Raw genomic sequence first — 26,051 nt, 5'->3', positions numbered from 1 at the left:
TAAATGTTGTTAACTCTTCTTAGGCTCTGCTTCAGATAATTTCTCTGGATAAAGATCTCTAATTTCCTCAAGTTTTGGCTTAAGTTTCTCTTTATTCGCATCAGAAGTTCTGGCGTCGTTGTAGCGGTTTTCCATCTCAATGAAAGATTCGCCAAAACGCTGTTGAGCAACACGATTACGTAATTCGTTATACGCTGCAACAAGTTCGTTTTGAACGGCGATGTAACGCTTGTAAGATGTTCCTCTGTTGTTTACCAAAGAAATAACTGCCTTAGTAGGATTTACAGATGAATTAGGATCTTTTGCTCCTTGACAATAAGAACAGTTTTCTGCACCATTGTCCAAGAACTCAATCGCAGCAGCTCTCAAGTCTTTAAGCTCCATTACTTCATCTTCAACAAGTAATTCATCATTACTGTTTACAATTACTGTAAATAGGTTACGCTCTTTAATTACCGGTGGAGGTGGTTGATTCTCATCCATCTCTGGTGGTAATTTACGGCTAATACCGCTGTCGGTTTCAATTGTTGTGGTTACCAGGAAGAAAATGAGGAGTAAGAAGGCAATGTCTGCCATCGAACCTGCATTCACTTCTGGAGCTGATCTTTTTGCCATAATAGTTTTTTATTTAGCTAATTTCTTAACACCTGAAAATACCATCGCACCAATTGCAACAATCGCCAAGATATAGAACGCATAAATACCTGCTTCTACCCAGCGCACTGCACTTGCTGAAAGTACTTCACCGTCACGTAGCTGAACTTCTTCTCCTGAAGCTAAACCATATGATATGACAACTACTGCAAGAAACGCGCCAAGACCTATTAAAGTGCCTTTTAAAGACGATCCGCTGCTGAATAAGTTCTTAAGAACGAAAACTAAAACGAATACTATGGCTATTGCAATGGTTGCATATGCGATCAAGATGAATGGTGTTACCAAGCTATCTTGTAATTCTGCTGAATCTGTTATTGCGGTATCACCTGCAAGGATGATTCTCACGAGCCAGATCGCTCCAAGAACAGACAGGATGAGTGCAATAATTTTTAATATTTTATGTAACATAATCTGTTTATGTATTTATGAGGGATTATTACTTCTTGTAACGTACAAGCATATCTATCAAAGTGATAGAAGCATCTTCCATATCGTTTACGATACTATCGATCTTAGCGATGATATAGTTATAGAAGATTTGAAGAATAATCGCAACAATAAGACCGAATACTGTTGTTAAAAGTGCTACTTTAATACCACCCGCAACAAGAGAAGGTTGCATATCACCTGCAGCTTCAATCTTATCAAACGCCTGGATCATACCAATTACCGTACCCATGAAACCAAGCATCGGTGCAAGTGCAATAAATAAAGATACCCAAGAAACGTTTTTCTCTAATAGACCCATTTGAACACCACCGTAAGCTACAACAGCTTTTTCAGCAGCATCAACACCTTCGTCTACACGGTCAAGACCTTGATAGTAGATAGAAGCAACAGGACCTCTGGTGTTACGGCAAACTTCTTTAGCAGCCTCGATACCACCACTGTTAAGAGCATCTTCTACGTCTTGTGCTAATTTAGATGTGTTAGTAGTTGCAAGGTTTAGGTAAATAATACGCTCAATTGCAATTGCAAGACCTAAAATAAGACATAAAAGAACGATACCCATAAATCCAGGACCACCTTCTATAAAACGCTTTTTTAACTCTTGTGTAAAGGATAAAGACTCAGTCTCATCGGCTACTGCCTCGTCTGCTTCTTCTTGAACTGCCGCTGCTATAGCTGTTGTGTTAACAGTCATAAGAGGTGCAGTATTTGCTTGAGCTGTAAGATTGCCTAACGCGATTACAGCTGTGATAACTAGAATAGAAAATACTCTTTTCATTGCTTTTGATCTTAAAAATTTAGTTAGTAAAGGGATAAAGATATAAAATTAATTATTCAATTATTAAAAAATAGCAGAGAGGAAGGGATTCGAACCCTCGATACGCTTTTGACGTATACACACTTTCCAGGCGTGCGCCTTCGACCACTCGGCCACCTCTCTTTTTAGGCCGAAGCCTTTTCTCAAAAGGTTGCCAATTAACAAAAAAAATATCGATTTCCAAAAGGTTTGAGTTTTAGATGAACTTCTTCTCATTAACTCATTTCTCCTCTTAGCGATGTTTCAAATATAGTCTTAAAGACCTTTGGAGACAAATTTTGACTGTTTAGATACATCATTTTTGTAATTGCAGCTTCAATAGTGAGGTCTTTTCCAGAAATAACACCTATATTTTTAAGGGTTGTACTCGTCTCATAATTACCCATTTGAACACTGCCCCAAGTGCACTGTGTTATGTTTACAACGGGAATGTTTCTTTGAATAATTTTTTTCAACAAACGGGTAAACCAAGGTACTGTAGTGCTATTTCCGGAGCCAAATGTTAACAAAATAACGCCGCTGTAATCGGTATTTTCAAAGGTAGAAGTCAATAGTTTTTCATCGATTCCCGGGTAAAGATGAATGACTAATAAGTCGGTTTTTAAGTTGCGATGGACTAAAAGCTTCTTTCGGTTTGTCGGAAAAAGTTTGTCATCTTCTATAGTTAAATGTACTCCCGAAGTTGCTAAGGGAGGATAATTAGGAGACTTGAAGGCTTCAAAATGCTCAGCACTAATTTTAGAGCTTCGGTTTCCTCTGTAAAGTTTGTATTCAAAATAAAGACCGACTTCATTTATATAGGAACGTTTATTCTTTTTTAATGCAGCGATCTGAATTGCAGTTATGAGATTTTCTTTGGCATCTGTGCGCAAATCTCCTATGGGCAGCTGTGAACCCGTGAAAATAACAGGTTTTGAAAGGTTTTCGAGCATAAAACTTAACGCAGAAGCCGTGTAGCTCATCGTGTCGCTTCCGTGTAGAATAACAAAACCATCACAACGCTCGTAATTTTCTTCAATGATGTCGCAGAGTGCTACCCATAATTTTGGGTTCATATTTGAACTGTCTATGGGCTGTTCAAAACCTGTGGTTTCTATTTCACAGTCTAAAAGGCGTAATTCAGGAATTTTTTTGAGTAGATCATTAAAATCAAATGCCTTCAAAGCACCGGTTTCAAAATCTTTGATCATTCCTATGGTACCACCGGTGTATATGAGTAGTATTTTAGGCTGTCTGCTCAATACTTTTGAGTTTGTTTATGACCGGATTAGCATACATAAGTAAGAAACTCTCACGTGCAATCGCGCTATTAGGATCTACTCTGCGTTCAAAGCGGCGTTCAAAACTGCGCTTGTCACGATCGGTATAGGTGTGTGCAAATCGATCTGTATTATAGTATAAATCATAAGCCACATAATTTGAGGGCCACAATTTATAAATGCGATAGATTTCTTTATCAATACGTCGGGCAAGCTCTTGCAATTTGTCATTTTCAGAAAGGTCAAGACCTTCGATCTCGTCAAAGGTTTCCTCGCTGAGTTTACCGGCGGCGATATGTATGCGCTTTTTGGTACCTAGAGCTCCTCTTAGAATACTGTTGAAATCCTCGTTGTTGCTTTTAATATAGGCCGTGTCTTCACTCTTGGCGATAAGTTCAGGAACTTTTAAAATATCGGTCGGGTCAAATTCGTAAGAAATTGCAACCGGTCTAATATTCAAACTTTTGAGATACTGAAGCGCAGATTGTTCACCACGAGCCATTGCAACCATTTTTAAAACACCTTGTTGAGTTTTATCACTACCATCTTTTGTGCGGCCTTCGCGCTGCGCCATCCAAATGGATTGGTTTTCACTTAAAAGAAACTTTAAATATTCTGAAAGTTTCTTAGAGCTGAGGAGCATTTCGCGAGGGCTAAGACTTCGTTCGACTAAAAAGCTACGATTGAGTTTCGCTAAAGCCATCAAAAACGATTTTTGCACGAGATTGTCTCCAATAGCCGAAGCGGTCATAATCAACTCGTGATCGTATAATGCTACATTGATGAACGAGGTGTCTAAAATGATATCCCTATGATTCGAAAGGTAGAAATACGGTTTATCACGCTCAAGTTCGTCAAAGCCTGAAGTCGAAAAACCATCGGTGCTTTTTTCCATAACCTTGTGCACCGACTTGTAAATAACCTTACTTTGAAAATCAAAGATCGAATAACATTCGTCTATGACCGACTTTATCTCTTCTGCTGATTTATCAGGAAAAGTAAATTGTAATAACGCCTGAAACATGGGGTGCCGGTGAAACGTTTGAAGCACTTCGTGAACTTCAGAATCGTGATACGGCCTTATAGAGTCAAATTTTGACACAATTTCATTTTTTGTTGAGGCGTAAAGAACGAAATATTTTAAAGATCAATCAAGTTTAAATAGCTTTTTAGCATTATTTGTAGTCGTTTCTTCAATTTTTGCTAATGGTACTTGATAGATTTCAGAGAGCTTTTCGGCAATGTGAAGCAAGTAGGCGCTTTCATTTCTTTTTCCTCTAAAAGGTTTTGGTGCCAGATAAGGCGCATCGGTTTCAAGAACAATATGCTCTAAGTCGATCTCGTTCAAAAATTGATCGATTTTCCCATTTTTAAAAGTGACCACTCCGCCAATTCCTAATTTGAGATTGTAGCCAATGGCCTTGTGTGCGTCTTCAATAGTTCCTGTAAAGCAGTGAAAAACGCCTCTTAGTTTATCGCTTTTTTCGGCTTCTAAAACTTCAAAAACCTCTTTAAAAGCATCTCTGCAGTGAATAGCTATTGGCAGGTCATATTCTTTAGCCCATCGTATTTGTTGTGCAAAGGCTTCCTGCTGCAAATCTTTAGTTGAAGAATCCCAATAAAGGTCTACGCCAATTTCACCTACCGCACATAAGTCTTTTGACTCGAGTTGCTTTTTAACGTGATCTAGCTCTTCAGAAACACTTAAAGGATCTACATGGGTTGGGTGTAAACCGGCCATAATATGCATGGCTTCAGGATACTTTTCTTTTAAATCCCACATAGAATCGGTGTAGGTTGAGTCGATTGCAGGAAGTATAAATTGGTTAATTGATTGATTGATAGCGCGCTCTATTATAGCGTCACGATCTTCTTTGAATGAATCACTATATAAGTGAGTGTGTGTATCTATAAACATAGTCTGCAAATTTAAAATAGCCGGCTTGGTGCACCAAACTTTATAGAATATTTAAAGCCTTGCCATTTAAATTGCTTTAAGTTTGAAAATAGAATTATTGTTATGGCATCATTGCGACAGCATCTTACAAAAAAAGGCTACAAGCGTATTAAACTAAATCCTGTAGGTACGGGGCATCTTAAATTTGAAGCGCGTATCAACGGGGTTTCGGGTGAATTTATTTTAGACACCGGTGCGTCTAATACCTGTATCGGATTTGAGGATCTGGAGCATTTTAAACTTTTTGCTGAAGAAAGCGAAGTGAAAGCTGCCGGGGCCGGTGCGATTGATATGCTTACGCAGATCTCCCAAGATAATTTAATTGAAATCGACAACTGGTCTACAAAGGATGTTTCTATTGTCCTATTTGATCTCTCTCATGTAAATCAAGCATTGATCAATCATGAAGCAAATCCTGTAAGCGGAATCATTGGTGCAGATATTTTAAAAAAAGGAAAGGCTGTAATTGATTATCAATACAACTGCTTGTACTTAAAATAGGCATTTTCGTTTACCCCCTCGCTCTGCACCCCGTTTTTATTTTTCAGTAGGAAGTTAGCTTGAACGTCTGATTAAAAGATGATTTAATGTTATTCAGTCTAAAATATTCTAAATAAAGAAAGCCAGCTGCAAGAGCTGGCTTTCACCCCAAATCATAATTGATTATTACAAGTCAATTACAACAATCTTATATATTTTTCACCATAATGGCGTCGAACAAAGCTAAGGTATTTTTTTCGTTCTGAAAATTCAGAGCGTTAAAATACCTGTAAAACTGGGGAGGTTTGTCTAGCTTATTTCAGATGACTTCCAGCGGTGATTGGGGTGTTCTCTCCATTGGCGTATTTCATCATCTTAAATCCGGGATGAATGCAGTAACATCCGGTTTCTCCGGCTTTATTGATGGCAATATACGCCACTTGAAAATTAGTATGGTTAGGGTTTGTGGTCACGATACGTCTTACGGCTTCTTCGCAAGCTTCTTGTGGCGACATTCCATTGCGCATAAGCTCTACAATGAGAAAACTACCTACAGTTTTAATAACTTCTTCACCCATTCCTGTTGCTGCAGCGCCACCTATGGCATTATCAATAAATAAACCGCTTCCTATCACCGGACTGTCACCTACACGTCCTTTCATTTTGTAGGCTAGACCAGAGGTAGTACAAGCTCCAGAGATGTTTCCTTCTTTATCAAGACCCAACATCCCAATGGTATCATGATTTTCTATATTGATAATTGGTTTGTATTGCGAAGTTTTTAGCCATTCTTGGTAAGCTTTCTTGCTCTCTGGAGTTAGTAGATTTTCAGCAGTAAAACCATTTTTAACCGCAAATTCTTCAGCTCCTTTTCCGGCTAAAATAACGTGTGGAGTATCTTCCATCACCTTTCGCGCAAGTGCAGCAACGTTTGTAATGTTTTCAACACACATAACAGAACCGCAATTTCCGGTATGGTCCATTACACAAGCGTCTAAGGTTACATTACCTTCACGATCAGGTGAACCTCCTTTACCTACTGTCGTGTTTTTTATATTTTCTTCCTCGACAGCAACACCATTTATAACAGCATCCAGTGCAGACGCTCCTTGATCAAGAAGGGCTCCCGCAGTGGCGTTGGCCTCAGTAAATTGCCAAGTGCAAATCGCGACGGGTTTTGTAGCTGCAGTGCTGATTTTGGTTTTATTAGAGGGTTTATTCAAGGGTTTTGCTTTTGCCAGACTGTGAATTCCTAAGCCTAATGCTAAGGTATTCATGCTGGTTTTAGTAATAAAATTACGACGTTTCATTTGTGTTTGTGTTTGGTTGGAAAGTTACTAAAGCCCGCACTATTCTTGAGAAAATTATCTTCAAAAAAATAAGAAAATATTAGATTTTTCTGAGCAGTCCTTTAGTAATATTGCTAATCTTAAAACATTTTCATGCGCTGGTTAATTTTTATCATTTTCTATATTCTCATAGATATTTATGCCTTTCAGGTGTTTAGAACATTTTCAAAATCGATTTGGCTAAATGGTATTTACATAGCACTATCAGTTGGAGTACTCGCGGTTTTAATTTACACATTGACCCATCTAGACCGGTCTAACGGTATCACGATCGATGAAATGTATGTGTTGGGGTGGTTTCTGGTCTTTTTTGTTCCTAAGCTTATTTTGATCGTTTTTATGTTTGGGGAAGATATTATTCGCGTTCTTGCGGGTGTTTTTTCTGCTGTTTCAGGAAAAGAAAGTTTTCATCTTCCCTCGAGGCGCAAGTTTATAAGTGCAATTGCGCTTGGTATTGCTGCTGTTCCCTTTGCTTCTTTGATCTACGGAATGTACAAAGGAAAATACAGGTATCGCGTACTGTCCTACGAACTCGAATTTGACGATTTGCCTGAAGCTTTTGATGGCTATAAAATCACCCAAATAAGTGACGTGCATAGCGGAAGCTTTGATGCTGCTGAAAAAATAGCTTACGGTGTTGATCTTATTAATGAGCAACAAAGCGATGTCATTTTATTCACCGGTGATCTGGTTAATAATTTTGCAAGCGAAATGAACGAATGGACGCCTTTGTTTTCAAAATTGAAGGCCAAAGATGGCGTATATTCTGTTTTAGGAAACCATGATTATGGTGATTATGCAGATTGGGAAACGCAAACTGCAAAAGCTCAAAATCTACAAGACCTAAAAGAGCTTCAAGCAAAAATGGGGTGGAAGTTGCTCCTTAATGAACACAGGTGGCTGGAGAAAAATGGGCAGCGTATTGCCTTAGTTGGAGTTGAAAATTGGGGAGCTGGTTTTAAGCAGGCGGGTGATATAGATAAAGCTTCAGCGGGATTAAAAGCTTCAGATTTTAAAGTCTTAATGAGTCATGACCCGTCGTATTGGTCAGAACGTTTAAAAGAAGATCCCAAGAATTTCCAACTTACCTTAAGTGGTCATACGCATGGGATGCAATTTGGGATTGAAATACCCGGTTTTATACGTTGGAGCCCTGTGCAGTACCGCTATGAGAATTGGGCAGGAATATATAAAGAAGCAGGGCGCATTTTAAATGTAAATCGTGGATTTGGGTATTTAGGATACCCGGGACGTGTAGGTATTTGGCCTGAAGTGACAGTGATCACGCTTAAATCTAAAGCTTTAGGTTAAGTTGTTTCCTCTTATTTGTGGGGCTAGAATAACTTGTAATCTAAAAGCGGCTTTGCAAAAGATATGCTCATTTTTACTTTATATCCTATTAAACCTTATATTTAGGGGTGTAAAGTGCATAATTTATGTCAAAATTTGGAGCTCTTATAGATTTAGAAATCCCGGTGTTGATCGATTTTTTTGCTGAAGGTGATCAGGCGTCGGTAGCTATGAATCCTGTTTTAAGGGAAGTTGCCGCTGCTTTAGGTGATCAGGTGAAAGTGATCAAAATTGACGTTGAGAAAAATCCAGATCTTGCCGAAGCACTTCGGGTAAAAGGATTGCCAACTTTGGTGGTCTACAAAAAGGGCGAGATGAAGTGGCGTCAAAGTGGAGCGCAAAGTGTCAATTCGCTTACTTCTGTAATCCAAAAATTTATCTAGAGTTTTTTAAAGGAATAGCCTGCTTCAGTAAAGTGTTTTAAAACTTTAGGAAGTGCATATTTCATATTGCTTTCGGCTTTCAGACTGTCGTGAAAAACGATTATACTTCCCGGTTGGGCGTGCTTAATCACATAGTTTAAACAGGTTTTCCCAGATTTTTCCTTATCCCAATCGCAGGCAATCACATCATACATTACAATAGCGTAGCCTTTTTTCTTTATTGCTTTGGCTTGATGTCGTGTGATTTTTCCGTAAGGAGGTCTAAAGAGTTTTTGAGGCTCGCGATAGTGGGCGATCAGCGCTTCTGTTTTTTCAAAGTTCGTAATGTACTTTTCAAAATTGGTTTTCCACCCTTTCAAATGGTTGTGCGTATGATTTCCTATACTGTGGGGGCTGTCAAGTAAACGCTTAAAGACTTCAGGATTTTTGTAGATATTGTCACCTATACAGAAAAAGGTAGCTTCGGCATTATATTCTTCTAGCGTGTCTAGAACCCAAGGAGTCACTTCTGGGATGGGGCCGTCATCAAAGGTTATATATAATGTCTTTTCGGTTGCAGCATTACTGAATTTATCCCACACATAACCCGAATAAAGACGCTTAAGCAACTTAGGCGTCTTTACGGGTAGGTTTATTTTGAAATTCATTATTGAAGCGAATCTGTAGCTGCGGGTATTGCTACTGAACTATCACCGGTTGGTTCATTGGGCAACATCGATTCTACCGTTTCGGGTTCGGTCTCATCTTCACCATAAAACTGATTGAATTTACGTAGATAAGAATTGAACTCTCTCGCTTTTTCAGGAATGATCTCCTGATCTTGATTGATGATCAACAGATCAACCAAACTACGATAACGCTCAATGTCTGTAATGATATCTTGTGCATATTGATATTGTCGTTCTAAGCTTAAAGTGCTCCAATAATCCAATTTCTCCTGATACTTACCGGCTACTTGTTGCCATAATTCGCGGGCTTTGGCTTGCTCACCAACTTCATAATATCCGCTTATATAGGGTTCTAAGAGTGTGTAATATTCAAAAATATCAACCGGCATTTTTTCCATCGCTAAGTCAAGAATATCTTTTGCTTTGTCATATTGCTCTTCTTCAATAAGCTTTTCGGTAAGTCGTGCCAAATTACCACGATAAGTAATTCCGTTACGACGGGTCTCAGTATCATGGTAAATGTCTGGATCACCACTATTACCCCAATACCAATTGGTAGCAATATCATAGAATTTTTCAGAATCAATGCGTCCCATGTCGTAAGGCGCCTGAGGATCTATTGGTGTTTTTATAGGAACGAGTTTATAGCAAACACCGTCAAGTTGTAGATAATCTTTCATCCAAAGGTAGTCGTCATCTCCAAAACTTCCACCGGTAAAATATATTGGGCGTTCCCAGTTGTTGTTTGCAATAACATCAAGCATTAGAAGTCGGTTTTTGTAAATCCAATTCTCATTAATGTTCACTACAATTTCAGAAACGATTTCCTCTGCATCTTTTTGTGCGACAATACCGTTGGCAAGTACCGTTTGCTTATCAACCGGAATGCTCACGTGTTGTGTGGGGAAGGTGTGTACACTGGTCCCGCTTTCAAGTTCATCTTTGGTTCGTGGGTCGTCACTGGCGATCCAGTTCATCCAAGTTTTGATGTCTAAAGTGTCATTGGGTCTAAGGCCGTTATACGCGATAGCATCTCTATTACCAGCTACATATTTATCGTGAGTAAGCTGAGAAGGGATAGGGTCGCTATCATAGGCTTTGCGTTTCATATCGTCAATATACCAGGCGGTTTGAAAAAGACTCGTGTTCACAATGCGCACGTCACGACGGTATCCTTCAATCTCTTGGGCATACCACAGGGCAAAAGTGTCATTGTCTCCGATGGTAAATAAGATGGCATTTTCATCACAACTATCCAGATACATTTTTGCCATCGCGAGTGCGGTTTTACGGCCCGAGCGATCGTGATCATCCCAGTTTTGTGCAGCTAAGAGTACCGGGGCAGCGAGTAAACAAGCAACAGTGACTATAGGTAAAACCACTTTTGCACTTAGCTTTTCTTTAAGCATATCGTAAAGCGCGTAGACTCCAAAACCAATCCACATTGCAAAAACGTAGAATGAACCTACAAGTGCATAATCGCGTTCACGAGGTTCAAAGGCACGTTCATTCAAGTATATTTTTAAAGCGATCCCTGTAAAAAGGAAAAGAACAAGAAGCACCCAAAAACTCTTTTTGTCTTTACTGGCTTGAAATACCAAACCAAGAAGTCCTAATATTAAGGGTAGAAAGTAATACGTATTTCGTGCTTTATTGTCCAAAGCATCGCTTGGTAAGTTGTCTTGAGGCCCTAAGCGAGCTTCATCTATAAATGAAATTCCGCTGAGCCAGTTCCCGTGAAGGTCATCATATTTTCCTTGTATATCATCTTGGCGTCCGGTGAAATTCCACATAAAATAACGCCAATACATGTATCCGAATTGAAAATCGAACATGTAACGCAGGTTGTCTGCAAATGAAGGAGGGTTTACATTAATATATTGTCTGAGGCGCATTAATGTAGACTGAAAGCCTTCATTATCCATACGACCTTGCGCATAATCAGATTTAAATTGGGCAACAGCCTGCTGCAATTCTTGGTTGTCTGCGTATTCAGGTTTTACCTGAAACTCTAGCGGCCCGGTAAATTGCATGTAGTTTACAATATGATCGGTGCTCCACATACGCGGTAAAAATACCTTGTGGCGATCTTCAGAGTTTTGAACGGAATTCTTCCAGTCGTTGACAATCACATATTTACCGCTTTCCTCGTCTTTCTCATAGTTAGGTTTTCCGTCGATGTATGGATTCTGAGCGTCGAGTCCACCAAAGATTTCTGTAAACTGTGGTCCATAAAAAAGATGTGTTTCAGGATACTGCTCACGGTTGTAATACGCTAAAAGTTCTCGTGCGTTGTTTGGATTATTCTCGTTAATCGTTGTGCCGGCATTTGCTCTTATGGGAAGCATTAACCAACTCGAAAAGCCGATAAAGATGAATAAGATTGAAAGTACAAGCGTGTTAAGTTGGTAATACGACTTCTTTCTGGTGTAACTCAGCAGGTAATAGAATACGGCAATAAAAACAATACCAGCGATTATGGTTCCACTATTGAAAGGGAGTCCAAAAGTGTTTACAAAGAATACTTCGGCGTAGCCAAAAAAGCTAAGGGTGTATGGTAATAAAAATTTAAAGATAAACATCAATACACCAACGACTATGATGTTGGCTAGGATGAAATTCTTTATGGTGATTTTTTTGTAATTCTTGAAAAAATAAAGGAATCCGATGGCCGGGATGGCAAGTAGTGCCATAAAGTGAACGCCAAATGAAAGACCAATGATAAAGCAAATAAGCATCAACCAGCGATTGCCACGAGGTTTGAACATGTCGCGTTCCCATAATAAAGCCGTGTAAAACAATGCGGAAAACATAAACATGGCCATCGCATAAACTTCTGCCTCAACCGCGCTAAACCAAAAACTATCAGTAAATCCAAAAGCTGTGGCGCCAATAAAAGAAGCAGCAAGAATTGCCATATGATCTGTAGCGCTTACGACTTCCTTGTTGCGTTTAAGTAATTTAAGCAGCAATAAAGAGATAGACCAGCACATAAATAACACGGTGAATGCTGAAGCCAAACACGACATAAAGTTTACACAGAGCGCGACGTAGGTGCTGTCTGGAGCAAAAATAGAGAAGAAGGCTCCCAACATTTGATAGAGTGGTGCTCCCGGTGGGTGTCCTATTTCTAACTTTGAGGAGGTTGAGATATACTCGCCGGCATCCCAAAAACTTGCTGTGGGTTCTACGGTAAGGCTATAAGAGAGTAGAGCGATGGCAAATGCTAGCCATCCTACAATTTTGTTGTACTTCGCAAAGTTGAAGTTGTTCATAATCATAAGGCAAAATTAGCAAGGAGCGAATTTAAGAATTAATAGCGTAATCTATTCTGTTTTATAAGTAATGCGCTAAAAGAAACGAGAATTACATTTTTTAAAAATGTGTTTTTAGTAGGCGCTTAGTTTTAACGTACTTAAAGTCTAATTTATTCTTTGCTTTAAATTTTCCTGAAAAAATATTTGGTGAACAAAAAGTTTGTATTAAATTTGCAGCCGCATTCGCAAGTCAGGTGAATGTTTTCTTTTTAAAGAAAGGTACTGGCCTATGGTGTAACTGGCAACACGTCTGGTTTTGGTCCAGAAGAGTCTAGGTTCGAGCCCTAGTAGGCCAACTGCAATAAAAAACCCGCAATTTGATTGCGGGTTTTTTTGTTTATTAGCACAACTGAAGGATCTAATGCTGTAGGCCAGCTCTCTAAGTCAATTTATTAAATTAACCTGTTTAACTCTGGGTAGCAAAGTAACGCATCATATTGATGTAGAATACTTCTCCTTTGGTGTCGTTCTTAATGCAATTTTGTAAAAATCCTGAAAACTGTTTCTTGGGGATTTCTAGATTGATCTCTGTACTACGCGCATCAGAAAGCATAGGTCGCATGGTAATAGTAACCTCGTTTTGAAGATGCGTGATTTCGACGTCAGAAGCTTTAAAGAATTTCTTTAAGATCGCTTTCTGTAATTGCAGTGTACGCTCAGAATTCGAGGTGGTGCTGCAGCCTTCTTCAATAAGTCTGTAAAGCGCATGTATCGTGGTTTGACTTTCTGTTTGCATAACGTTTAATTTTTTTTCTGAAATTACTTTTTAGCGTTGGGTCAAAACATTAAAGAAGTGTTATTTAGAAAATTATTAACCTTTAGCTTATTTTAAACGTGAGAACAGGACGTTTGGCGTGATTGACCAAACCTTCGCTTAAGGAGCCGGTAAGAAAATGAGCAAGCCCTTTTCTTCCGTGCGTGCCCAACGCGATTAAATCGGCATGTTGACTTTTGGCGTAATTCATAATTCCGCGTTCTACTTTCAGGTCGTTGTATATTTCAAAATTCAACGTGTCATACTCTAAGTCTTTTGCGAACTTATCAAACAGAAGCATGATATCGTCTGTAGCCTCAAAGCGATCTGGCGTATTGATGTATACCAGTTTGAGTGTTGCGTTTTGTGTTTTTGCAAATAAGAGCGCTTGTTTTAAGGGCTCTATATTGTCTTTTTCAAGATCTGTTGCAAAAACGATAGTGTCGATTTTAAAATGGATGTGTTGCTTTTTGATGACAAAAACCGGGACTTTTGATTGGCGTACTACTTTTTCGGTATTGGAGCCAATAAATAATTCTTCAAAACCGGTTGAACCGTGAGAACCCATAACGATAGCGTCGATATCGTGTTTTTCGACATATTCAAGAATTCCGCTGTGAATATTGCTGAAACTTACATGTTCAACAAGATCAACATCTTCAGCAAACGGCTCCGACTTTAGCTTTTTAAAGTTTTGTTGTGCTAGTTTCATAAAGAAAAATGCCTCCGGAAGTTCTGAGCTCGGATTTCCGTCTGCGGTGTTAATCAGCGAGTAAGGGATTTCAACTAAATGAATTAGGTGTAATTGTGCCTTGTACTGTTTTGCAAGCTGGCAAGCAACTTCAAATGCGTGGTGCGCCTGTTCAGAAAAATCTGTCGGTAGTAATAATTTTGAGATCATAATTTACTGACTTTAAAAGTTATATAGATTTCAATGGGCTGTATTAAAGTTAAGCAATTAATAGCGAGCGTGTTCTATTTTATATGTTGATAAATATTATTATATTTGCATCGTTGAATTAAGAAAATTAATCGAGGGGGCACATTGAGTCCCCTCTTTTTATAGGAACATGTTGAAGGAAAAAGTTGCTGCCTTACTTGATGAGGCTTTTAAAGAATATCCATCCCTTTATTTAATAGATCTAAAGATCAAAGGAAATAATGAGATCGTCGTGATTATCGACGGTGACGAGGGTGTGAGTGTTCAAGATTGTATAAATGTGAGCCGTAAGGTGGAGCATAATCTAGATAGAGAGGAAGAGGATTTCTCTTTAGAGGTGATGTCTGCCGGGGCTACAGAGCCTTTAGTGAATAAAAGGCAATATAAAAAGAATGAAGGTCGCGATCTGGAGGTGATTCTTCAGGATGGTGCAAAAATCAAAGGGAATCTTATACAAGTACACGATGAGGGTATTGTTTTGTTCTGGAAAGAACGCGTACCTAAAGAAGTGGGTAAAGGTAAGATGACCGTTGAGAAGGAAGAGGTGATAGCTTATGATGCTATCAAGCAAGCAAAAGTTAAGATAAAATTTTAAGTACACAGCATGGAAAATATTGCGTTAATCGAATCATTTTCTGAGTTTAAAGATGATAAGCTCATAGATAGAGTAATGCTTATGGCAATACTCGAAGAAGTTTTTAGAAGTACGTTAAAAAAACGTTTTGGGAGTGATGATAATTTTGATATTATTATTAATCCAGATAAAGGAGATTTAGAGATTTGGCGTAACCGTGTTGTAGTGGCAGATGGTGAGGTAGAGGATGAGAATTCTGAGATAAGCTTAACTGAAGCCCGTAGAATTGAGCCTGACTTTGAAGTAGGTGAAGATGTTTCTGAAGAAGTAAAACTTATTGACTTAGGGCGTAGATCTATTTTAGCTTTACGTCAAAACTTGATCAGTAAAATTCACGAGCACGATAATACTAATATTTATAAGCAGTTTAAAGATCTTGAAGGAGAGCTTTATAATGCGGAAGTACATCATATAAGACATCGTGCGATTATCTTGCTTGATGATGAAGGTAATGAGATCATCATGCCTAAAGACAAGCAGATTCCTTCAGACTTCTTTAGAAAAGGGGAGAACGTAAGAGGAATTATCGAGAGTGTAGAATTGAAAGGAAATAAGCCTGCAATTATTATGTCTCGTACATCACCGCTCTTCTTAGAGAAATTGTTTGAATCTGAAATCCCTGAAGTATTTGATGGATTGATCACTGTTAAAAAAGTGGTGCGCATTCCTGGGGAGAAAGCAAAAGTTGCTGTAGATTCTTACGATGATCGTATTGATCCGGTAGGAGCTTGTGTGGGTATGAAAGGATCTCGTATTCATGGCATTGTTCGTGAGTTGGGTAATGAAAATATAGATGTGATTAATTTCACAAACAACTTGCAACTTTACATCACTAGAGCGTTAAGTCCGGCAAAAATCACTTCTATTAAAATAGATGATGAGAACAAGACGGCAGAGGTGATGTTGAAACCAGAAGAAGTTTCCAAAGCAATTGGTCGAGGAGGTCATAATATTAGACTTGCTGGTCAGCTTACTGGTTACGAGATAGATGTGTACAGAGAAGGAGTAGAAGAAGACGTTGAGCTTACCGAATTCTCTGATGAAATTGAAGATTGGATTATTGCCGAATTTTCAAAAATTGGTTTAGACACCGCAAAAAGTATTTTAGAACAAGACGTAGAAGACCTGGTTAGAAGAACAGACCTTGAAGAAGAAACCATTGCAGACGTAATGAGAATTCTTCGTGAAGAGTTTGAATAAATTTAGGACTGTACAGGTTTTTTAGGTTAATTTTATAGCGAATTAAAGCATTTTATGGCAGAAGTAAAAAACATGAGGTTAAATAAGGTATTGCGTGAACTTAATATTTCACTTGATCGTGCTGTTGATTTCCTAAAGGAAAAAGGACACGAGATCGAGGCGCGCCCTACTACAAAAATCTCTGCCGAAATCTACGAGGTATTATCTGATCAATTTCAGACAGACGCCAGCAAGAAAGTAGCTTCCAAAGAAGTAGCGCAGGAAAAGCAGAAGGAGAAGGAAGCTATTAGACAAGCGCGTGAAGAAGAGATTGAAGAAAAGCGTCAAGAACAGCAAGAATCAGATAAAGAGGTTATTCGTGCTAAGACTAATCTTCAAGGACCTAAGCAGGTAGGTAAGATTGATTTGGATAAATCAGGAAAACCGAAACCTGCGGCAGAACCTGAAAAAGCTAAAGAAGAAGCGCCTGCTCCTGAACAAAAAGAAACGCCAGCTGTAGAGGAGGAAAAAGAAGAAACGCCAAAGGCAGAAGCGAAGCCTGAGCAAACCGAGAAAAAGGAAGCGCCTAAGGCTGAAGAAAAACCTAAAGTTGAGGCGGCAGCAAAACCTGAAGCTAAAAAAGAGGCGCCAAAGCCTAAACCTGCAGAAGCGAAGAAAGCTGAAGCTAAGACTGAAGAGCCAAAACTTGGTGATGATGTCTTAAAGACAGATTATAAGAAATTAGACGGTCCAAACTTTACAGGTCAAAAAATTGACCTTTCTCAGTTTAAAAAGCCTGAAAAGAAGAAAAAACCGGCAGCTAATAAGGATGATAAGAAGCGCAAGCGTAAGCGTATAAGCAAACCTGGTGCAAATCCTAATAGCGGAAATAACAATAACAGAGGGCGCAATCAACGCGGCGGAAACCGTAGAAATGCACCTGTTGTAAAAGAAGAGCCTTCAGAAGAAGAAGTGCAAAAGCAGGTTAGAGAAACTCTTGAGAAGCTTCAGGGTAAATCTAACAAAGGAAAAGGAGCTAAGTATCGTAGGGATAAGCGTGATCAGCACCGTCAAAAGTCTGAAAGCGAACAAGCGCAGCAAGAAGCAGAAAACAAGGTTTTAAAAGTAACTGAGTTTGTTACGGTAAGTGAGGTGGCTACGATGATGGATGTTTCAGTTACACAGATTATTTCAGCGTGTATGTCGTTGGGTATGATGGTAACGATGAACCAGCGTCTGGATGCGGAAACCTTATCTATTGTAGCTGATGAGTTTGGTTATGAAGTTGATTTTGTGAATGCAGATATCGAAGAATCGGTTGCTGTAGAGCAAGATGCTGAAGAAGATCTTAAGCCAAGAGCTCCAATCGTAACTGTAATGGGTCACGTTGACCACGGTAAGACTTCGCTTCTGGATTACATTCGTGAAGAAAATGTAATTGCTGGAGAGAGTGGTGGTATTACGCAGCACATTGGTGCTTACGGAGTTACTTTGAAAGATGGTCAAAAAATTGCCTTCTTGGATACTCCGGGTCACGAAGCCTTTACGGCGATGCGTGCGCGTGGTGCTCAGGTTACTGATATTGCTATTATTGTAATCGCGGCAGATGATGATGTGATGCCACAAACAAAAGAAGCGATCTCTCACGCACAAGCGGCAGGAGTTCCTATCGTTTTTGCAATAAACAAAGTAGATAAGCCTACGGCTAATCCAGATAAAATTAAAGAGCAGCTGGCAAACATGAACTTGCTTGTTGAAGATTGGGGTGGTAAGATTCAGTCTCATGATATTTCAGCAAAAACAGGTATAGGTGTAGAAGAATTGCTTGAAAAAGTACTTCTTGAGGCAGAAATACTTGAGCTTAAAGCGAATCCTGATAAACGTGCAAACGGTACCGTTGTTGAAGCGTTCCTTGATAAAGGTCGTGGTTACGTTTCTACAGTGTTGGTTGAAGGAGGTACACTCAAAATTGGAGATTATGTACTTGCAGGAACCAATAGTGGTAAGGTTAAAGCGATGCAGGATGAGCGTGGTAAAGAAATTAAAGAAGCAGGACCTTCAACTCCGGTTTCGATCTTAGGTCTTGATGGTGCGCCACAGGCTGGGGATAAGTTTAATGTGATGGAAGATGAGCGTGAGGCTAAAGATATCGCCAATAAGCGTACGCAGCTTCAGCGTGAACAATCTGTAAGAACGCAGAAACACATTACGCTTGATGAGATTGGAAGACGTATTGCGCTTGGAGACTTTAAAGAGCTTAACATTATTCTTAAAGGTGATGTTGATGGATCTGTTGAGGCATTAACAGATAGTTTCGGAAAACTATCTACGGAAGAGATTGTTGTAAATATCATCCATAAAGGAGTTGGTGCAATTACTGAAAGTGATGTGTTGCTTGCTTCGGCTTCAGATGCGATCATTATCGGCTTTAATGTGCGTCCTGCAGGAAATGCGCGTCAAGTTGCTGATAAGGAAGAAATCGACATTAGAACATATTCGATCATCTATGATGCGATCAATGATCTTAAAGATGCGATGGAAGGTATGCTTTCTCCTGTGATGAAAGAAGAAGTAACTGGTAATGCTGAAATTAGAGAAACGTTTAAGATTTCTAAAATAGGAACCATCGCAGGTTGTATGGTGACTTCTGGAAAGATTTATCGTAACTCTGGAATTCGTTTAATCCGTGACGGAGTTGTGGTTTACACTGGAGAGCTTGCTTCGCTGAAACGTTTCAAAGATGATGTGAAAGAGGTAAGTAAAGGTTATGATTGCGGTATGCAGATCAAAAACTATAATGATATCAAAGAAGGAGATGTTATTGAAGCTTACCAGGAAGTAGCGGTTAAGAAAAAGTTGAAATAACATATTTTAACAGCATATAAAAAGAAAGCCCTTGATTTTGAATCAAGGGCTTTCTTTATTTAGTGATACTGGTATTTTTAACGTTCGGGCTTCATTACAAAAGCACTGGGGAAATTCTCTTTTATTTTTAGCAATGCGCGATCGGCTTCCAGGCGATTTCTAAAGTTTCCTACCCATACTTTATAGTTAGGGCTTTCATATACAATTTTGGGTTCCCATTGTTTATACTTGCTCTTGTACTCATCCTGAACTTTATTAGCTTCAGTAATCTGACCATAAAAAAGCTGAATTTTATAACGATCTGCTAATTCGTCGTTTACGGTCATCTGAGATTTTAACTTTAATAATTCAGGTATTCTACTGTCCTGAACTACTTGAGCTTGGGCAGATTGTGCTAAAGCGACATTGGAAAATATTCCGGCAAAAGTGCAGAAAAATATAGACGATAAAAGGGTTCTTTTCATAAGAAAAATTGTTTAAGCAAAAGTAATTGTAATAACTCAAAATGCACGGGAATTATTATTTAGAACAGGTATAAATTACCTTTTAACGCTTTAGTAACACTTCAAAAATCCACTTCTAAGTCTTACTTTTGCCATCAAATTTGTCGGCATTTTGTTTAGGTGGTTAATGCTTAAATAGCTAGATTTGGTGCCGCATTATTATGACAATTCTATCATACTATGAAACAGGGTAACTACCTTAATTCAGCTTCTCGATTTTCTATAATCACTTTAGCATTATTGCTTTCATTTTCTTCAATTGTATTTGCTCAGGATGCTGATGCGGCTGCAGAAGGTGCTGCGCAATCAGAAACTACTCCTGCTGTTCAGGGTGGTGATGCTGCTGCCGGTAAGGCATTATTTAATGCAAACTGTGCTGCTTGTCACAAGTTGTATAATCGTGCGACTGGGCCTGCATTGTATAATGTAACTGAGCGTCGTGACAGAGAGTGGTTGTATCAGTGGATTAAAAATAACCGTGCGCTAATTGATTCAGGGGATCCTGAAGCAATTGCGATTTATGAGGAGTATAACCAAACTGCAATGAATCTTTTTCCGCAACTAAGTAATGCGGATATTGATGATATTTTAGCGTATACCGAAACTCCAAAGCCAGAGCCTGTAGCGCCGGCAAATGCTGGTGGTGGCGCCGGTCAGAGTGGAGGTGGTGTTTCGAGCACTGTGATCTTAGCTATTTTGGCTGTAGTGCTTGTGATGCTTGTTGCGGTATTGCTTCTTGTGAATAATACACTTAGAAAATTTGCAGTTGCACAAGGTGTCGCGTTGCCTGTTAAAGAATCGCGCAAGCCAATTTGGAAGGCTTTTGTTGAAAATCAATTCTTGGTTCTTGTTTCTGTGATTGTATTGCTTTTAGGTGGTGCTTACTTCGCTTACGGTTGGATGATGCAGGTGGGTGTTGATCAAGGCTATCAACCAATTCAACCAATTCATTATTCGCATAGAATTCACGCAGGTGATAACCAGATCGAATGTAAATATTGTCACTCTTCAGCACGTACGAGTAAAACTTCAGGAATTCCTTCTTTGAATGTGTGTATGAACTGTCACAAAAGTATTAGTGAAGTTGCTGATGCGACTTCAGAATTCAGTTCAGTTACTGAGGATTATTCAAAAGAATTTTACGATAAAGAAATTCAGAAGTTATATAAAGCTACTGGATGGGATCCTGCGACTCAATCATATACCGGGGAGACTCAGGCTGTAGAATGGGTGCGTATTCATAATCTACCAGATTTTGCTTACTTTAATCACTCACAGCACGTAAGTGTTGCCGGGGTGCAGTGTCAAACTTGTCACGGTCCTGTGGAGGAGATGGAGATTATGTATCAAAATGCACCATTAACTATGGGTTGGTGTATTAACTGTCACCGTGAGACTAATGTGAAGATGGATGGAAATCCGTATTACGAAAAAATTCACGAAGAGCTTTCTAAGAAGTATGGTGTAGAGCAGTTGACTGCGGCACAAATGGGAGGTCTTGAGTGTGGTAAATGCCATTATTAATAAGTTAAGATTGCGTGTAGTCTAACTCGCGTTTCAAAATAAATAACAATAGATTTTATGTCATCAAACAAGAAATACTGGAAAAGTGTTGAGGAGCTAAATGAGAATAGCTCTATTGTTGAGGCGCTTAAACAGAATGAATTTGCGCAAGAAATTCCTATGGATGAGTTTCTTGGGGACAAAGATTCGTTAGATGCTTCGTCAACTACGCGTCGTGATTTCTTAAAGTATGTAGGTTTTTCTACTGCGGCTGCAACACTTGCGGCTTGTGAAGGGCCTGTAAACAAGTCCATTCCTTACGTAGTGGCTCCAGAGCGCATTACCGCAGGAAAGGCAGACTACTACGCTACAACCATGGCAGATGGTTTTGACTTTGCTAGTGTTTTGGTTAAAACGCGCGAAGGAAGACCTATTAAAATTGAAAATAACAAACTGGCTGCTTCTTTAGGAGGTAATAATGCAAGGGTTCATGCTTCTGTGTTGTCTATGTATGATACTAAGCGGTTGCAAGGTCCTAAGATTGATGGAGCAGATGCTTCTTGGTCAGAGTTAGATAGTCAGTTAGGTGATAAATTAAAAAATTTAGGAGGAAAAAGTATTGTGTTATTAACGCAAACTTTTGCCTCTCCTTCAACTTCAAAGTTGATTTCAGAGTTTAGTGCAGCGTATCCTAATGTAAAGCATGTTACTTACGATGCGATAGGAGAGCAGGCGGCTTTGGATGCTTTTGAAAGCAAATATGGTGAGCGTGCATTGGCTGATTATGATTTCTCTGAAGCTGAAGTTATAATTTCAGTAGGTGCTGATATTTTAGGTGATTGGCAAGGTGGTGGTTTCGGTCCAACCTATGCTAAGAGCCGTGTTCCTAAAAATGGAAAAATGTCACGTCACGTACAGTTTGAGGCGAATATGACTTTATCTGGTGCAAATGCTGATAAGCGTGTGCCGATGACTCCGTCTCAACAGAAAAAAGTGGTTGCGGCTATTCAATCAATTGTTTCTGGAGGAAGTGCTAATACAGGATTACCTGCAGAGTTAGATGAAGCGGTAAAGAGTGCTGCAGCTCAACTGCGTAAAGCTGGAAGTAAAGGTGTGTTTGTGACTGGTGTTCAGGATGCAAACGCGCAAATGGTGGCTTTGTCAATTAATGAAACTTTAGGTAGTACAATAATTGATGTTCAGGCGCCTAAGATGACACGTCAAGGTAATGCTGAAGAAGTTCAGCAATTGGTTGCTGATATGAGTTCTGGTGCGGTAGGTGCGCTACTTGTTGCGGGTGTGAATCCTGCTTATAGTTTGCCTAATGCTGAAGAGTTTGTTGCCGGATTAGAGAATGTTGATGTTAAGGTTTCTTTCAATATGAAAGAAGATGAGACCGGACTTCTTTGTAATTATTTGGCTCCAGCTCCTCACTATCTTGAATCTTGGGGTGATGTTGAAATCAAGAAAGGGCAGATTTGCTTAACGCAGCCTACAATTCGTCCTTTATTCAATACAAGACAATTTCAGGATTCGCTATTAGCCTGGACAGATCAAGAGGTTACGTATTATGAGTATCTAAAAAATAATTGGAGTAACGCTTCAACAAGCTGGAATCAGGCATTGCACGATGGTTTTGTTGCCGGTTCTATTCCTGCAGCTGAAGAAACTGCTGAAATGTCAAGTGCTACTTCAAACGGTGCGATCACGCTTTTGAGCGCTGTTGCTGCTCTAGCTCAAGAAGAAGCTTCAACATCTGGTTATGAGTTGACTTTGTATTCAAGTACTGGTATAGGAAATGGAGAGCAGGCTAACAATCCTTGGTTGCAGGAGTTTCCAGATCCGATCACAAGAACTTCTTGGGATAACTACCTGACTATGTCTAAAGTAGATGCAGACAAGTTAGGGATTGAAAATGAAATTACTTCTAAAGGAGCTTTAAACGGTAATTATGTAAACATCACTCTTGATGGAAAAACTATCGAGAATGTTCCTGTTTATGTGCAACCAGGTCAAGCTCCGGGATCAGTAGGTTTAGCTTTAGGTTATGGTAAAAAAGCTGCTGTTCAAGAAGAAATGCAGGTAGGTGTTAATGCTTACCCATTATATAAAGATTTTAGCGCCACACAATCTGTTCAGATTGAAAAAGTAGGTGGTGTGCACGAATTTGCTTGTGTTCAAATGCAGAACACGATGGCTGGGCGTGCGGATGATATTATACGGGAGACCACTTTAGAGATTTTTAATACTAAAGACGTTCACGCTTGGAACCCCGTAGGAGAGGTTGATTATAACCACTCTGAAATTTCCGTAAGAGATAAGAATGCAGATATCTGGGAATCTTTTGACGATACCATGGGGCCGCATTTTAACCTTTCTATCGACCTTAATGCGTGTACCGGTTGTGGTGCGTGTGTTATCGCCTGTCACTCTGAGAACAATGTTCCTGTAGTAGGTAAGCAAGAAGTTAGAAACTTCAGAGATATGCATTGGTTGCGTATTGACCGTTACTATTCTTCTGTAGATACATTTGAAGAGGAAACTAAAACTCTTGAGGAGCTTCCTGCTTTTGACAGTTACTCAGTGGTAGAAAAGCAGTCTTATGACAATCCTGAAGTTGCATTCCAGCCTGTGATGTGTCAGCACTGTAATCACGCTCCTTGTGAGACTGTATGTCCTGTAGCTGCGATTGGTCACGGTAGACAAGGTCAAAACCAGATGACTTATAACCGTTGTGTAGGTACACGTTACTGTGCTAACAACTGTCCATACAAAGTGCGTCGTTTCAACTGGTTCCTATATGCAGAAAACGATGAGTTTGATTACAACATGAACAATGATCTTGGTCGTATGGTGCTTAATCCTGACGTTACAGTACGTTCTCGCGGGGTTATGGAGAAATGTTCTTTCTGTATTCAGATGACACAAAAAACAATTCTTGATGCGAAACGTGAAGGTAGAGCAGTAGAGGATGGTGAGTTTGCAACCGCTTGTAGTAATGCTTGTGATAACGGCGCTATCAAGTTTGGTGATGTGAATATGCCAGATTCTGAGATCGTAGAATTGAAAAATGATAAACGTAAGTATTATTTACTTGAAGATATTGGTGTGAAGCCTAATGTATTCTATCAGGTAAAAGTTAAGAATACTGCAGAAGCTTAATTTAGTATAAAATAAATATCAATATATTAATATGTCGTCACATTACGAAGCACCCATAAGAGAGCCTTTGATTCTTGGAGAGAAATCTTATCACGACATCAGTGTAGATGTAGGTGCTCCTATTCTTGGTAAAGCCAATAAGTCTTGGTGGATTTGTTTTTCTATCGCGCTTATTGCGTTCTTGTGGGGTCTTGGCTGTATTGTATATACAGTGTCTACAGGTATTGGAGTTTGGGGTCTTAACAAAACCATTGGTTGGGCTTGGGATATTACAAACTTTGTATGGTGGGTAGGTATTGGTCACGCCGGTACACTTATTTCTGCTGTATTATTATTATTCCGTCAAAAATGGCGTATGGCGATTAACCGTTCTGCAGAGGCGATGACGATCTTCGCTGTTGTGCAGGCAGGTTTGTTCCCTATCATTCACATGGGTCGTCCTTGGTTAGCCTATTGGGTTGTGCCAATTCCAAACCAGTTTGGGTCTTTATGGGTTAACTTTAACTCACCACTTCTTTGGGATGTATTCGCGATTTCAACATATTTATCAGTTTCATTAGTATTCTGGTGGACTGGACTGCTACCTGATTTTGCGATGATTCGTGACCGTACTAAGAGTCCTTTTCAGCAAAAGATATACGGTATCTTGAGTTTTGGTTGGAGTGGTCGTGCAAAAGACTGGCAGCGTTTTGAAGAGGTTTCTCTTGTTCTTGCAGGTCTTGCGACTCCTTTGGTACTTTCGGTACACACAATCGTATCTTTTGACTTTGCTACTTCGGTTGTACCGGGATGGCATAGTACCATCTTCCCTCCTTATTTCGTAGCAGGAGCGATTTTCTCTGGATTTGCTATGGTACAAACGCTTCTGTTAGTAATGCGTAAGGTTGTGAATCTTGAAAACTACATTACCATTGTTCATATTGAATTTATGAATAAGGTAATCTTGCTTACTGGTGGTATTGTAACAGTAGCTTATTTAACAGAATACTTTATCGGATGGTACTCAGGTGTACCTTACGAAAACTATACATACTTGTCGTTTGGTGCTGCTACCGGACCATACTGGTGGGCATTTTGGGCACTGATTATTTGTAACCTTATCGTGCCACTTACACTTTGGGTGAAGAAATGGAGAAGAAATATTCTTTGGACATTTATAGTTGCTCTTGTGATTAACATTGGTATGTGGTTTGAGCGTTTTGACATTATTGTGATCTGTTTGAGTAAAGACCGTCTGGCTTCTACTTGGACGATGTTCTCACCTACCTTTGTTGATATCGGAGTTTTTGTAGGGACAATAGGATTCTTCTTTGTACTGTTCTTATTGTATGCACGTACCTTCCCGGTAATTGCACAAGCAGAGGTGAAGAGTATTCTTAAATCTTCAGGAGAACGATACAAGCGTATTAGAGAATCTGGTGAAGATCTAGCGGGTACGGCAACAGATGAGCGTACTTCTAACTATGCAGCAAGACCTGAAAGTTTAGCTTCAGCTTCAAATGCAGATGCTACCTATCACCAATCAACAGTTAATGCTGACGCTTTGGTAGATACCGAAACTAAGAAAGCAGAAATCGACTTAATGCTTGCTAAAATAGGAAAGTATGATCCTGCGACGCAAACTGCTGATGACTTGAAAAAGATTAGTGGTGTTGGTCCGGTGCTAGAGCAAAAGCTACATCAGTTAGGGATTTATACCTACGATCAGGTGAGTAAAATGACAAAAACAGAATATGACCTTTTAGACGAAATTATCGATGCGTTTCCTGGTAGAGCAGAGCGTGATGATTGGGCAGGTCAGGCACAAAATCTTAAACAATAATT

21 protein-coding genes and 2 tRNA genes are annotated in these 26,051 nt (G+C 39.4%); 10 read left to right on the top strand and 13 right to left on the bottom strand.

Annotated features, from left to right (window positions below; all coding sequences use genetic code 11):
• Positions 1 to 9: 9 nt before the first annotated feature.
• From MED217_RS16280 to MED217_RS16250, 7 genes are all read right to left on the bottom strand, one after another.
• Positions 10 to 615, bottom strand: a complete 606-nt coding sequence (locus MED217_RS16280) for an ExbD/TolR family protein (RefSeq protein WP_009781647.1) — start codon at positions 613 to 615, stop codon at positions 10 to 12.
• Positions 616 to 624: 9 nt separating this feature from the next.
• The gene (locus MED217_RS16275) at positions 625 to 1,065 is read right to left on the bottom strand and encodes a hypothetical protein (RefSeq protein WP_009781646.1); all 441 of its coding nucleotides are present in this window, start codon (positions 1,063 to 1,065) and stop codon (positions 625 to 627) included.
• A gap of 28 nt (positions 1,066 to 1,093) precedes the next feature.
• Positions 1,094 to 1,885 carry a MotA/TolQ/ExbB proton channel family protein gene (locus MED217_RS16270; protein WP_009781645.1) on the bottom strand — a complete coding sequence of 264 codons (792 nt, stop codon included), beginning with the start codon at positions 1,883 to 1,885 and terminating at the stop codon, positions 1,094 to 1,096.
• 74 nt (positions 1,886 to 1,959) lie between these two features.
• Positions 1,960 to 2,047, bottom strand: a tRNA-Ser gene (locus MED217_RS16265).
• Between the two features lie 92 nt (positions 2,048 to 2,139).
• Positions 2,140 to 3,165 (bottom strand): asparaginase, encoded by a 1,026-nt coding sequence (locus tag MED217_RS16260; protein ID WP_040532982.1) that lies wholly within the window; start codon positions 3,163 to 3,165, stop codon positions 2,140 to 2,142.
• The gene (locus MED217_RS16255; protein WP_040532980.1) at positions 3,149 to 4,285 is read right to left on the bottom strand and encodes a 1-acyl-sn-glycerol-3-phosphate acyltransferase; all 1,137 of its coding nucleotides are present in this window, start codon (positions 4,283 to 4,285) and stop codon (positions 3,149 to 3,151) included. The genes MED217_RS16260 and MED217_RS16255 overlap by 17 nt, the downstream gene beginning before the upstream one ends.
• Positions 4,286 to 4,330: 45 nt before the next feature.
• On the bottom strand, positions 4,331 to 5,101 hold the full coding sequence (locus MED217_RS16250; RefSeq protein WP_009781642.1) for a TatD family hydrolase: 771 nt from the start codon (positions 5,099 to 5,101) through the stop codon (positions 4,331 to 4,333).
• Between the two features lie 102 nt (positions 5,102 to 5,203).
• On the opposite strand from MED217_RS16250, the gene MED217_RS16245 reads away from it, so the two are divergent.
• The gene (locus tag MED217_RS16245; RefSeq protein ID WP_009781641.1) at positions 5,204 to 5,641 is read left to right on the top strand and encodes a retropepsin-like aspartic protease; all 438 of its coding nucleotides are present in this window, start codon (positions 5,204 to 5,206) and stop codon (positions 5,639 to 5,641) included.
• Between the two features lie 293 nt (positions 5,642 to 5,934).
• Here the strand turns inward: MED217_RS16245 and MED217_RS16240 are convergent, their stop codons facing one another.
• Positions 5,935 to 6,930 carry an isoaspartyl peptidase/L-asparaginase family protein gene (locus MED217_RS16240; RefSeq protein ID WP_009781640.1) on the bottom strand — a complete coding sequence of 332 codons (996 nt, stop codon included), beginning with the start codon at positions 6,928 to 6,930 and terminating at the stop codon, positions 5,935 to 5,937.
• Between the two features lie 132 nt (positions 6,931 to 7,062).
• On the opposite strand from MED217_RS16240, the gene MED217_RS16235 reads away from it, so the two are divergent.
• Together MED217_RS16235 and MED217_RS16230 are read left to right on the top strand one after the other, a co-directional pair.
• Positions 7,063 to 8,280, top strand: coding sequence for a metallophosphoesterase (locus tag MED217_RS16235; RefSeq protein WP_009781639.1), 1,218 nt, complete (start codon positions 7,063 to 7,065; stop codon positions 8,278 to 8,280).
• Between the two features lie 125 nt (positions 8,281 to 8,405).
• Positions 8,406 to 8,702, top strand: a complete 297-nt coding sequence (locus tag MED217_RS16230) for a thioredoxin family protein (protein ID WP_009781638.1) — start codon at positions 8,406 to 8,408, stop codon at positions 8,700 to 8,702.
• Here MED217_RS16230 and MED217_RS16225 read toward each other — a convergent pair.
• Both MED217_RS16225 and MED217_RS16220 read right to left on the bottom strand, forming a co-directional pair.
• Positions 8,699 to 9,349, bottom strand: coding sequence for a polysaccharide deacetylase family protein (locus MED217_RS16225; RefSeq protein ID WP_009781637.1), 651 nt, complete (start codon positions 9,347 to 9,349; stop codon positions 8,699 to 8,701). The genes MED217_RS16230 and MED217_RS16225 overlap by 4 nt on opposite strands.
• Positions 9,349 to 12,645, bottom strand: a complete 3,297-nt coding sequence (locus MED217_RS16220) for a glycosyltransferase family 117 protein (RefSeq protein ID WP_009781636.1) — start codon at positions 12,643 to 12,645, stop codon at positions 9,349 to 9,351. Before MED217_RS16220 ends, MED217_RS16225 begins: the two co-directional genes overlap by 1 nt.
• A 265-nt stretch (positions 12,646 to 12,910) precedes the next feature.
• Here MED217_RS16220 and MED217_RS16215 point away from each other — a divergent pair.
• Positions 12,911 to 12,983: transfer RNA gene (locus tag MED217_RS16215), tRNA-Gln, on the top strand.
• 110 nt (positions 12,984 to 13,093) lie between these two features.
• Here the strand turns inward: MED217_RS16215 and MED217_RS16210 are convergent.
• Positions 13,094 to 13,423: a hypothetical protein gene (locus tag MED217_RS16210; RefSeq protein WP_009781635.1), complete on the bottom strand. Its 330-nt coding sequence runs from the start codon at positions 13,421 to 13,423 to the stop codon at positions 13,094 to 13,096.
• A gap of 82 nt (positions 13,424 to 13,505) precedes the next feature.
• Complete coding sequence (locus MED217_RS16205) at positions 13,506 to 14,342, bottom strand: universal stress protein (protein WP_009781634.1); 837 nt, start codon at positions 14,340 to 14,342, stop codon at positions 13,506 to 13,508.
• 169 nt (positions 14,343 to 14,511) lie between these two features.
• Between MED217_RS16205 and rimP the strand changes: the two genes are divergently transcribed.
• Genes rimP through infB form a run of 3 tightly spaced genes read left to right on the top strand, consistent with a single transcriptional unit; the run spans position 14,512 to position 19,059 of the window.
• Positions 14,512 to 14,976 carry a ribosome assembly cofactor RimP gene (gene rimP / locus MED217_RS16200; RefSeq protein ID WP_009781633.1) on the top strand — a complete coding sequence of 155 codons (465 nt, stop codon included), beginning with the start codon at positions 14,512 to 14,514 and terminating at the stop codon, positions 14,974 to 14,976.
• A 9-nt stretch (positions 14,977 to 14,985) separates the two neighbouring features.
• Positions 14,986 to 16,215, top strand: coding sequence for a transcription termination factor NusA (nusA, locus tag MED217_RS16195; protein WP_009781632.1), 1,230 nt, complete (start codon positions 14,986 to 14,988; stop codon positions 16,213 to 16,215).
• Between the two features lie 54 nt (positions 16,216 to 16,269).
• Entirely contained in the window at positions 16,270 to 19,059 is a 2,790-nt protein-coding gene (gene infB, locus MED217_RS16190; RefSeq protein ID WP_009781631.1) for a translation initiation factor IF-2, read from the top strand.
• Positions 19,060 to 19,136: 77 nt separating this feature from the next.
• On the opposite strand, the gene MED217_RS16185 is transcribed toward infB, so the two are convergent.
• Positions 19,137 to 19,523 carry an SPOR domain-containing protein gene (locus MED217_RS16185; RefSeq protein WP_009781630.1) on the bottom strand — a complete coding sequence of 129 codons (387 nt, stop codon included), beginning with the start codon at positions 19,521 to 19,523 and terminating at the stop codon, positions 19,137 to 19,139.
• Between the two features lie 219 nt (positions 19,524 to 19,742).
• Between MED217_RS16185 and MED217_RS16180 the strand changes: the two genes are divergently transcribed.
• The 3 genes from MED217_RS16180 to nrfD are packed head-to-tail and all read left to right on the top strand — an operon-like array spanning position 19,743 to position 26,049.
• Complete coding sequence (locus tag MED217_RS16180; RefSeq protein ID WP_009781629.1) at positions 19,743 to 21,086, top strand: c-type cytochrome; 1,344 nt, start codon at positions 19,743 to 19,745, stop codon at positions 21,084 to 21,086.
• A gap of 57 nt (positions 21,087 to 21,143) precedes the next feature.
• Positions 21,144 to 24,227 carry a TAT-variant-translocated molybdopterin oxidoreductase gene (locus MED217_RS16175; RefSeq protein WP_009781628.1) on the top strand — a complete coding sequence of 1,028 codons (3,084 nt, stop codon included), beginning with the start codon at positions 21,144 to 21,146 and terminating at the stop codon, positions 24,225 to 24,227.
• Between the two features lie 31 nt (positions 24,228 to 24,258).
• A complete protein-coding gene (gene nrfD / locus MED217_RS16170) occupies positions 24,259 to 26,049 on the top strand; it encodes an NrfD/PsrC family molybdoenzyme membrane anchor subunit (protein ID WP_009781627.1) in 1,791 nt (596 codons plus the stop codon).
• The last annotated feature ends 2 nt before the right edge of the window (positions 26,050 to 26,051 follow it).

Origin of the sequence: Leeuwenhoekiella blandensis MED217, from assembly GCF_000152985.1 — a bacterium.
GTDB lineage: Bacteria > Bacteroidota > Bacteroidia > Flavobacteriales > Flavobacteriaceae > Leeuwenhoekiella > Leeuwenhoekiella blandensis.
The sequence above is the reverse complement of the archived record's forward strand: the minus strand, read 5'-3'. Positions and strand labels throughout refer to the sequence as shown.

Excerpts from the sequence above, each read along its gene's own strand:
- MED217_RS16275 (WP_009781646.1), bottom strand. The coding sequence starts at position 1,065 with ATGTTACATAAAATATTAAAAATTATTGCACTCATCCTGTCTGTTCTT.
- MED217_RS16225 (WP_009781637.1), bottom strand. The coding sequence starts at position 9,349 with ATGAATTTCAAAATAAACCTACCCGTAAAGACGCCTAAGTTGCTTAAG.
- nrfD (WP_009781627.1), top strand. The coding sequence starts at position 24,259 with ATGTCGTCACATTACGAAGCACCCATAAGAGAGCCTTTGATTCTTGGA.
- MED217_RS16245 (WP_009781641.1), top strand. The coding sequence starts at position 5,204 with ATGGCATCATTGCGACAGCATCTTACAAAAAAAGGCTACAAGCGTATT.
- infB (WP_009781631.1), top strand. The coding sequence starts at position 16,270 with ATGGCAGAAGTAAAAAACATGAGGTTAAATAAGGTATTGCGTGAACTT.
- MED217_RS16230 (WP_009781638.1), top strand. The coding sequence starts at position 8,406 with ATGTCAAAATTTGGAGCTCTTATAGATTTAGAAATCCCGGTGTTGATC.
- MED217_RS16220 (WP_009781636.1), bottom strand. The coding sequence starts at position 12,645 with ATGAACAACTTCAACTTTGCGAAGTACAACAAAATTGTAGGATGGCTA.
- MED217_RS16185 (WP_009781630.1), bottom strand. The coding sequence starts at position 19,523 with ATGAAAAGAACCCTTTTATCGTCTATATTTTTCTGCACTTTTGCCGGA.
- MED217_RS16270 (WP_009781645.1), bottom strand. The coding sequence starts at position 1,885 with ATGAAAAGAGTATTTTCTATTCTAGTTATCACAGCTGTAATCGCGTTA.
- MED217_RS16240 (WP_009781640.1), bottom strand. The coding sequence starts at position 6,930 with ATGAAACGTCGTAATTTTATTACTAAAACCAGCATGAATACCTTAGCA.
- MED217_RS16180 (WP_009781629.1), top strand. The coding sequence starts at position 19,743 with ATGAAACAGGGTAACTACCTTAATTCAGCTTCTCGATTTTCTATAATC.
- nusA (WP_009781632.1), top strand. The coding sequence starts at position 14,986 with ATGGAAAATATTGCGTTAATCGAATCATTTTCTGAGTTTAAAGATGAT.
- rimP (WP_009781633.1), top strand. The coding sequence starts at position 14,512 with ATGTTGAAGGAAAAAGTTGCTGCCTTACTTGATGAGGCTTTTAAAGAA.
- MED217_RS16250 (WP_009781642.1), bottom strand. The coding sequence starts at position 5,101 with ATGTTTATAGATACACACACTCACTTATATAGTGATTCATTCAAAGAA.
- MED217_RS16235 (WP_009781639.1), top strand. The coding sequence starts at position 7,063 with ATGCGCTGGTTAATTTTTATCATTTTCTATATTCTCATAGATATTTAT.
- MED217_RS16205 (WP_009781634.1), bottom strand. The coding sequence starts at position 14,342 with ATGATCTCAAAATTATTACTACCGACAGATTTTTCTGAACAGGCGCAC.
- MED217_RS16210 (WP_009781635.1), bottom strand. The coding sequence starts at position 13,423 with ATGCAAACAGAAAGTCAAACCACGATACATGCGCTTTACAGACTTATT.
- MED217_RS16280 (WP_009781647.1), bottom strand. The coding sequence starts at position 615 with ATGGCAAAAAGATCAGCTCCAGAAGTGAATGCAGGTTCGATGGCAGAC.
- MED217_RS16175 (WP_009781628.1), top strand. The coding sequence starts at position 21,144 with ATGTCATCAAACAAGAAATACTGGAAAAGTGTTGAGGAGCTAAATGAG.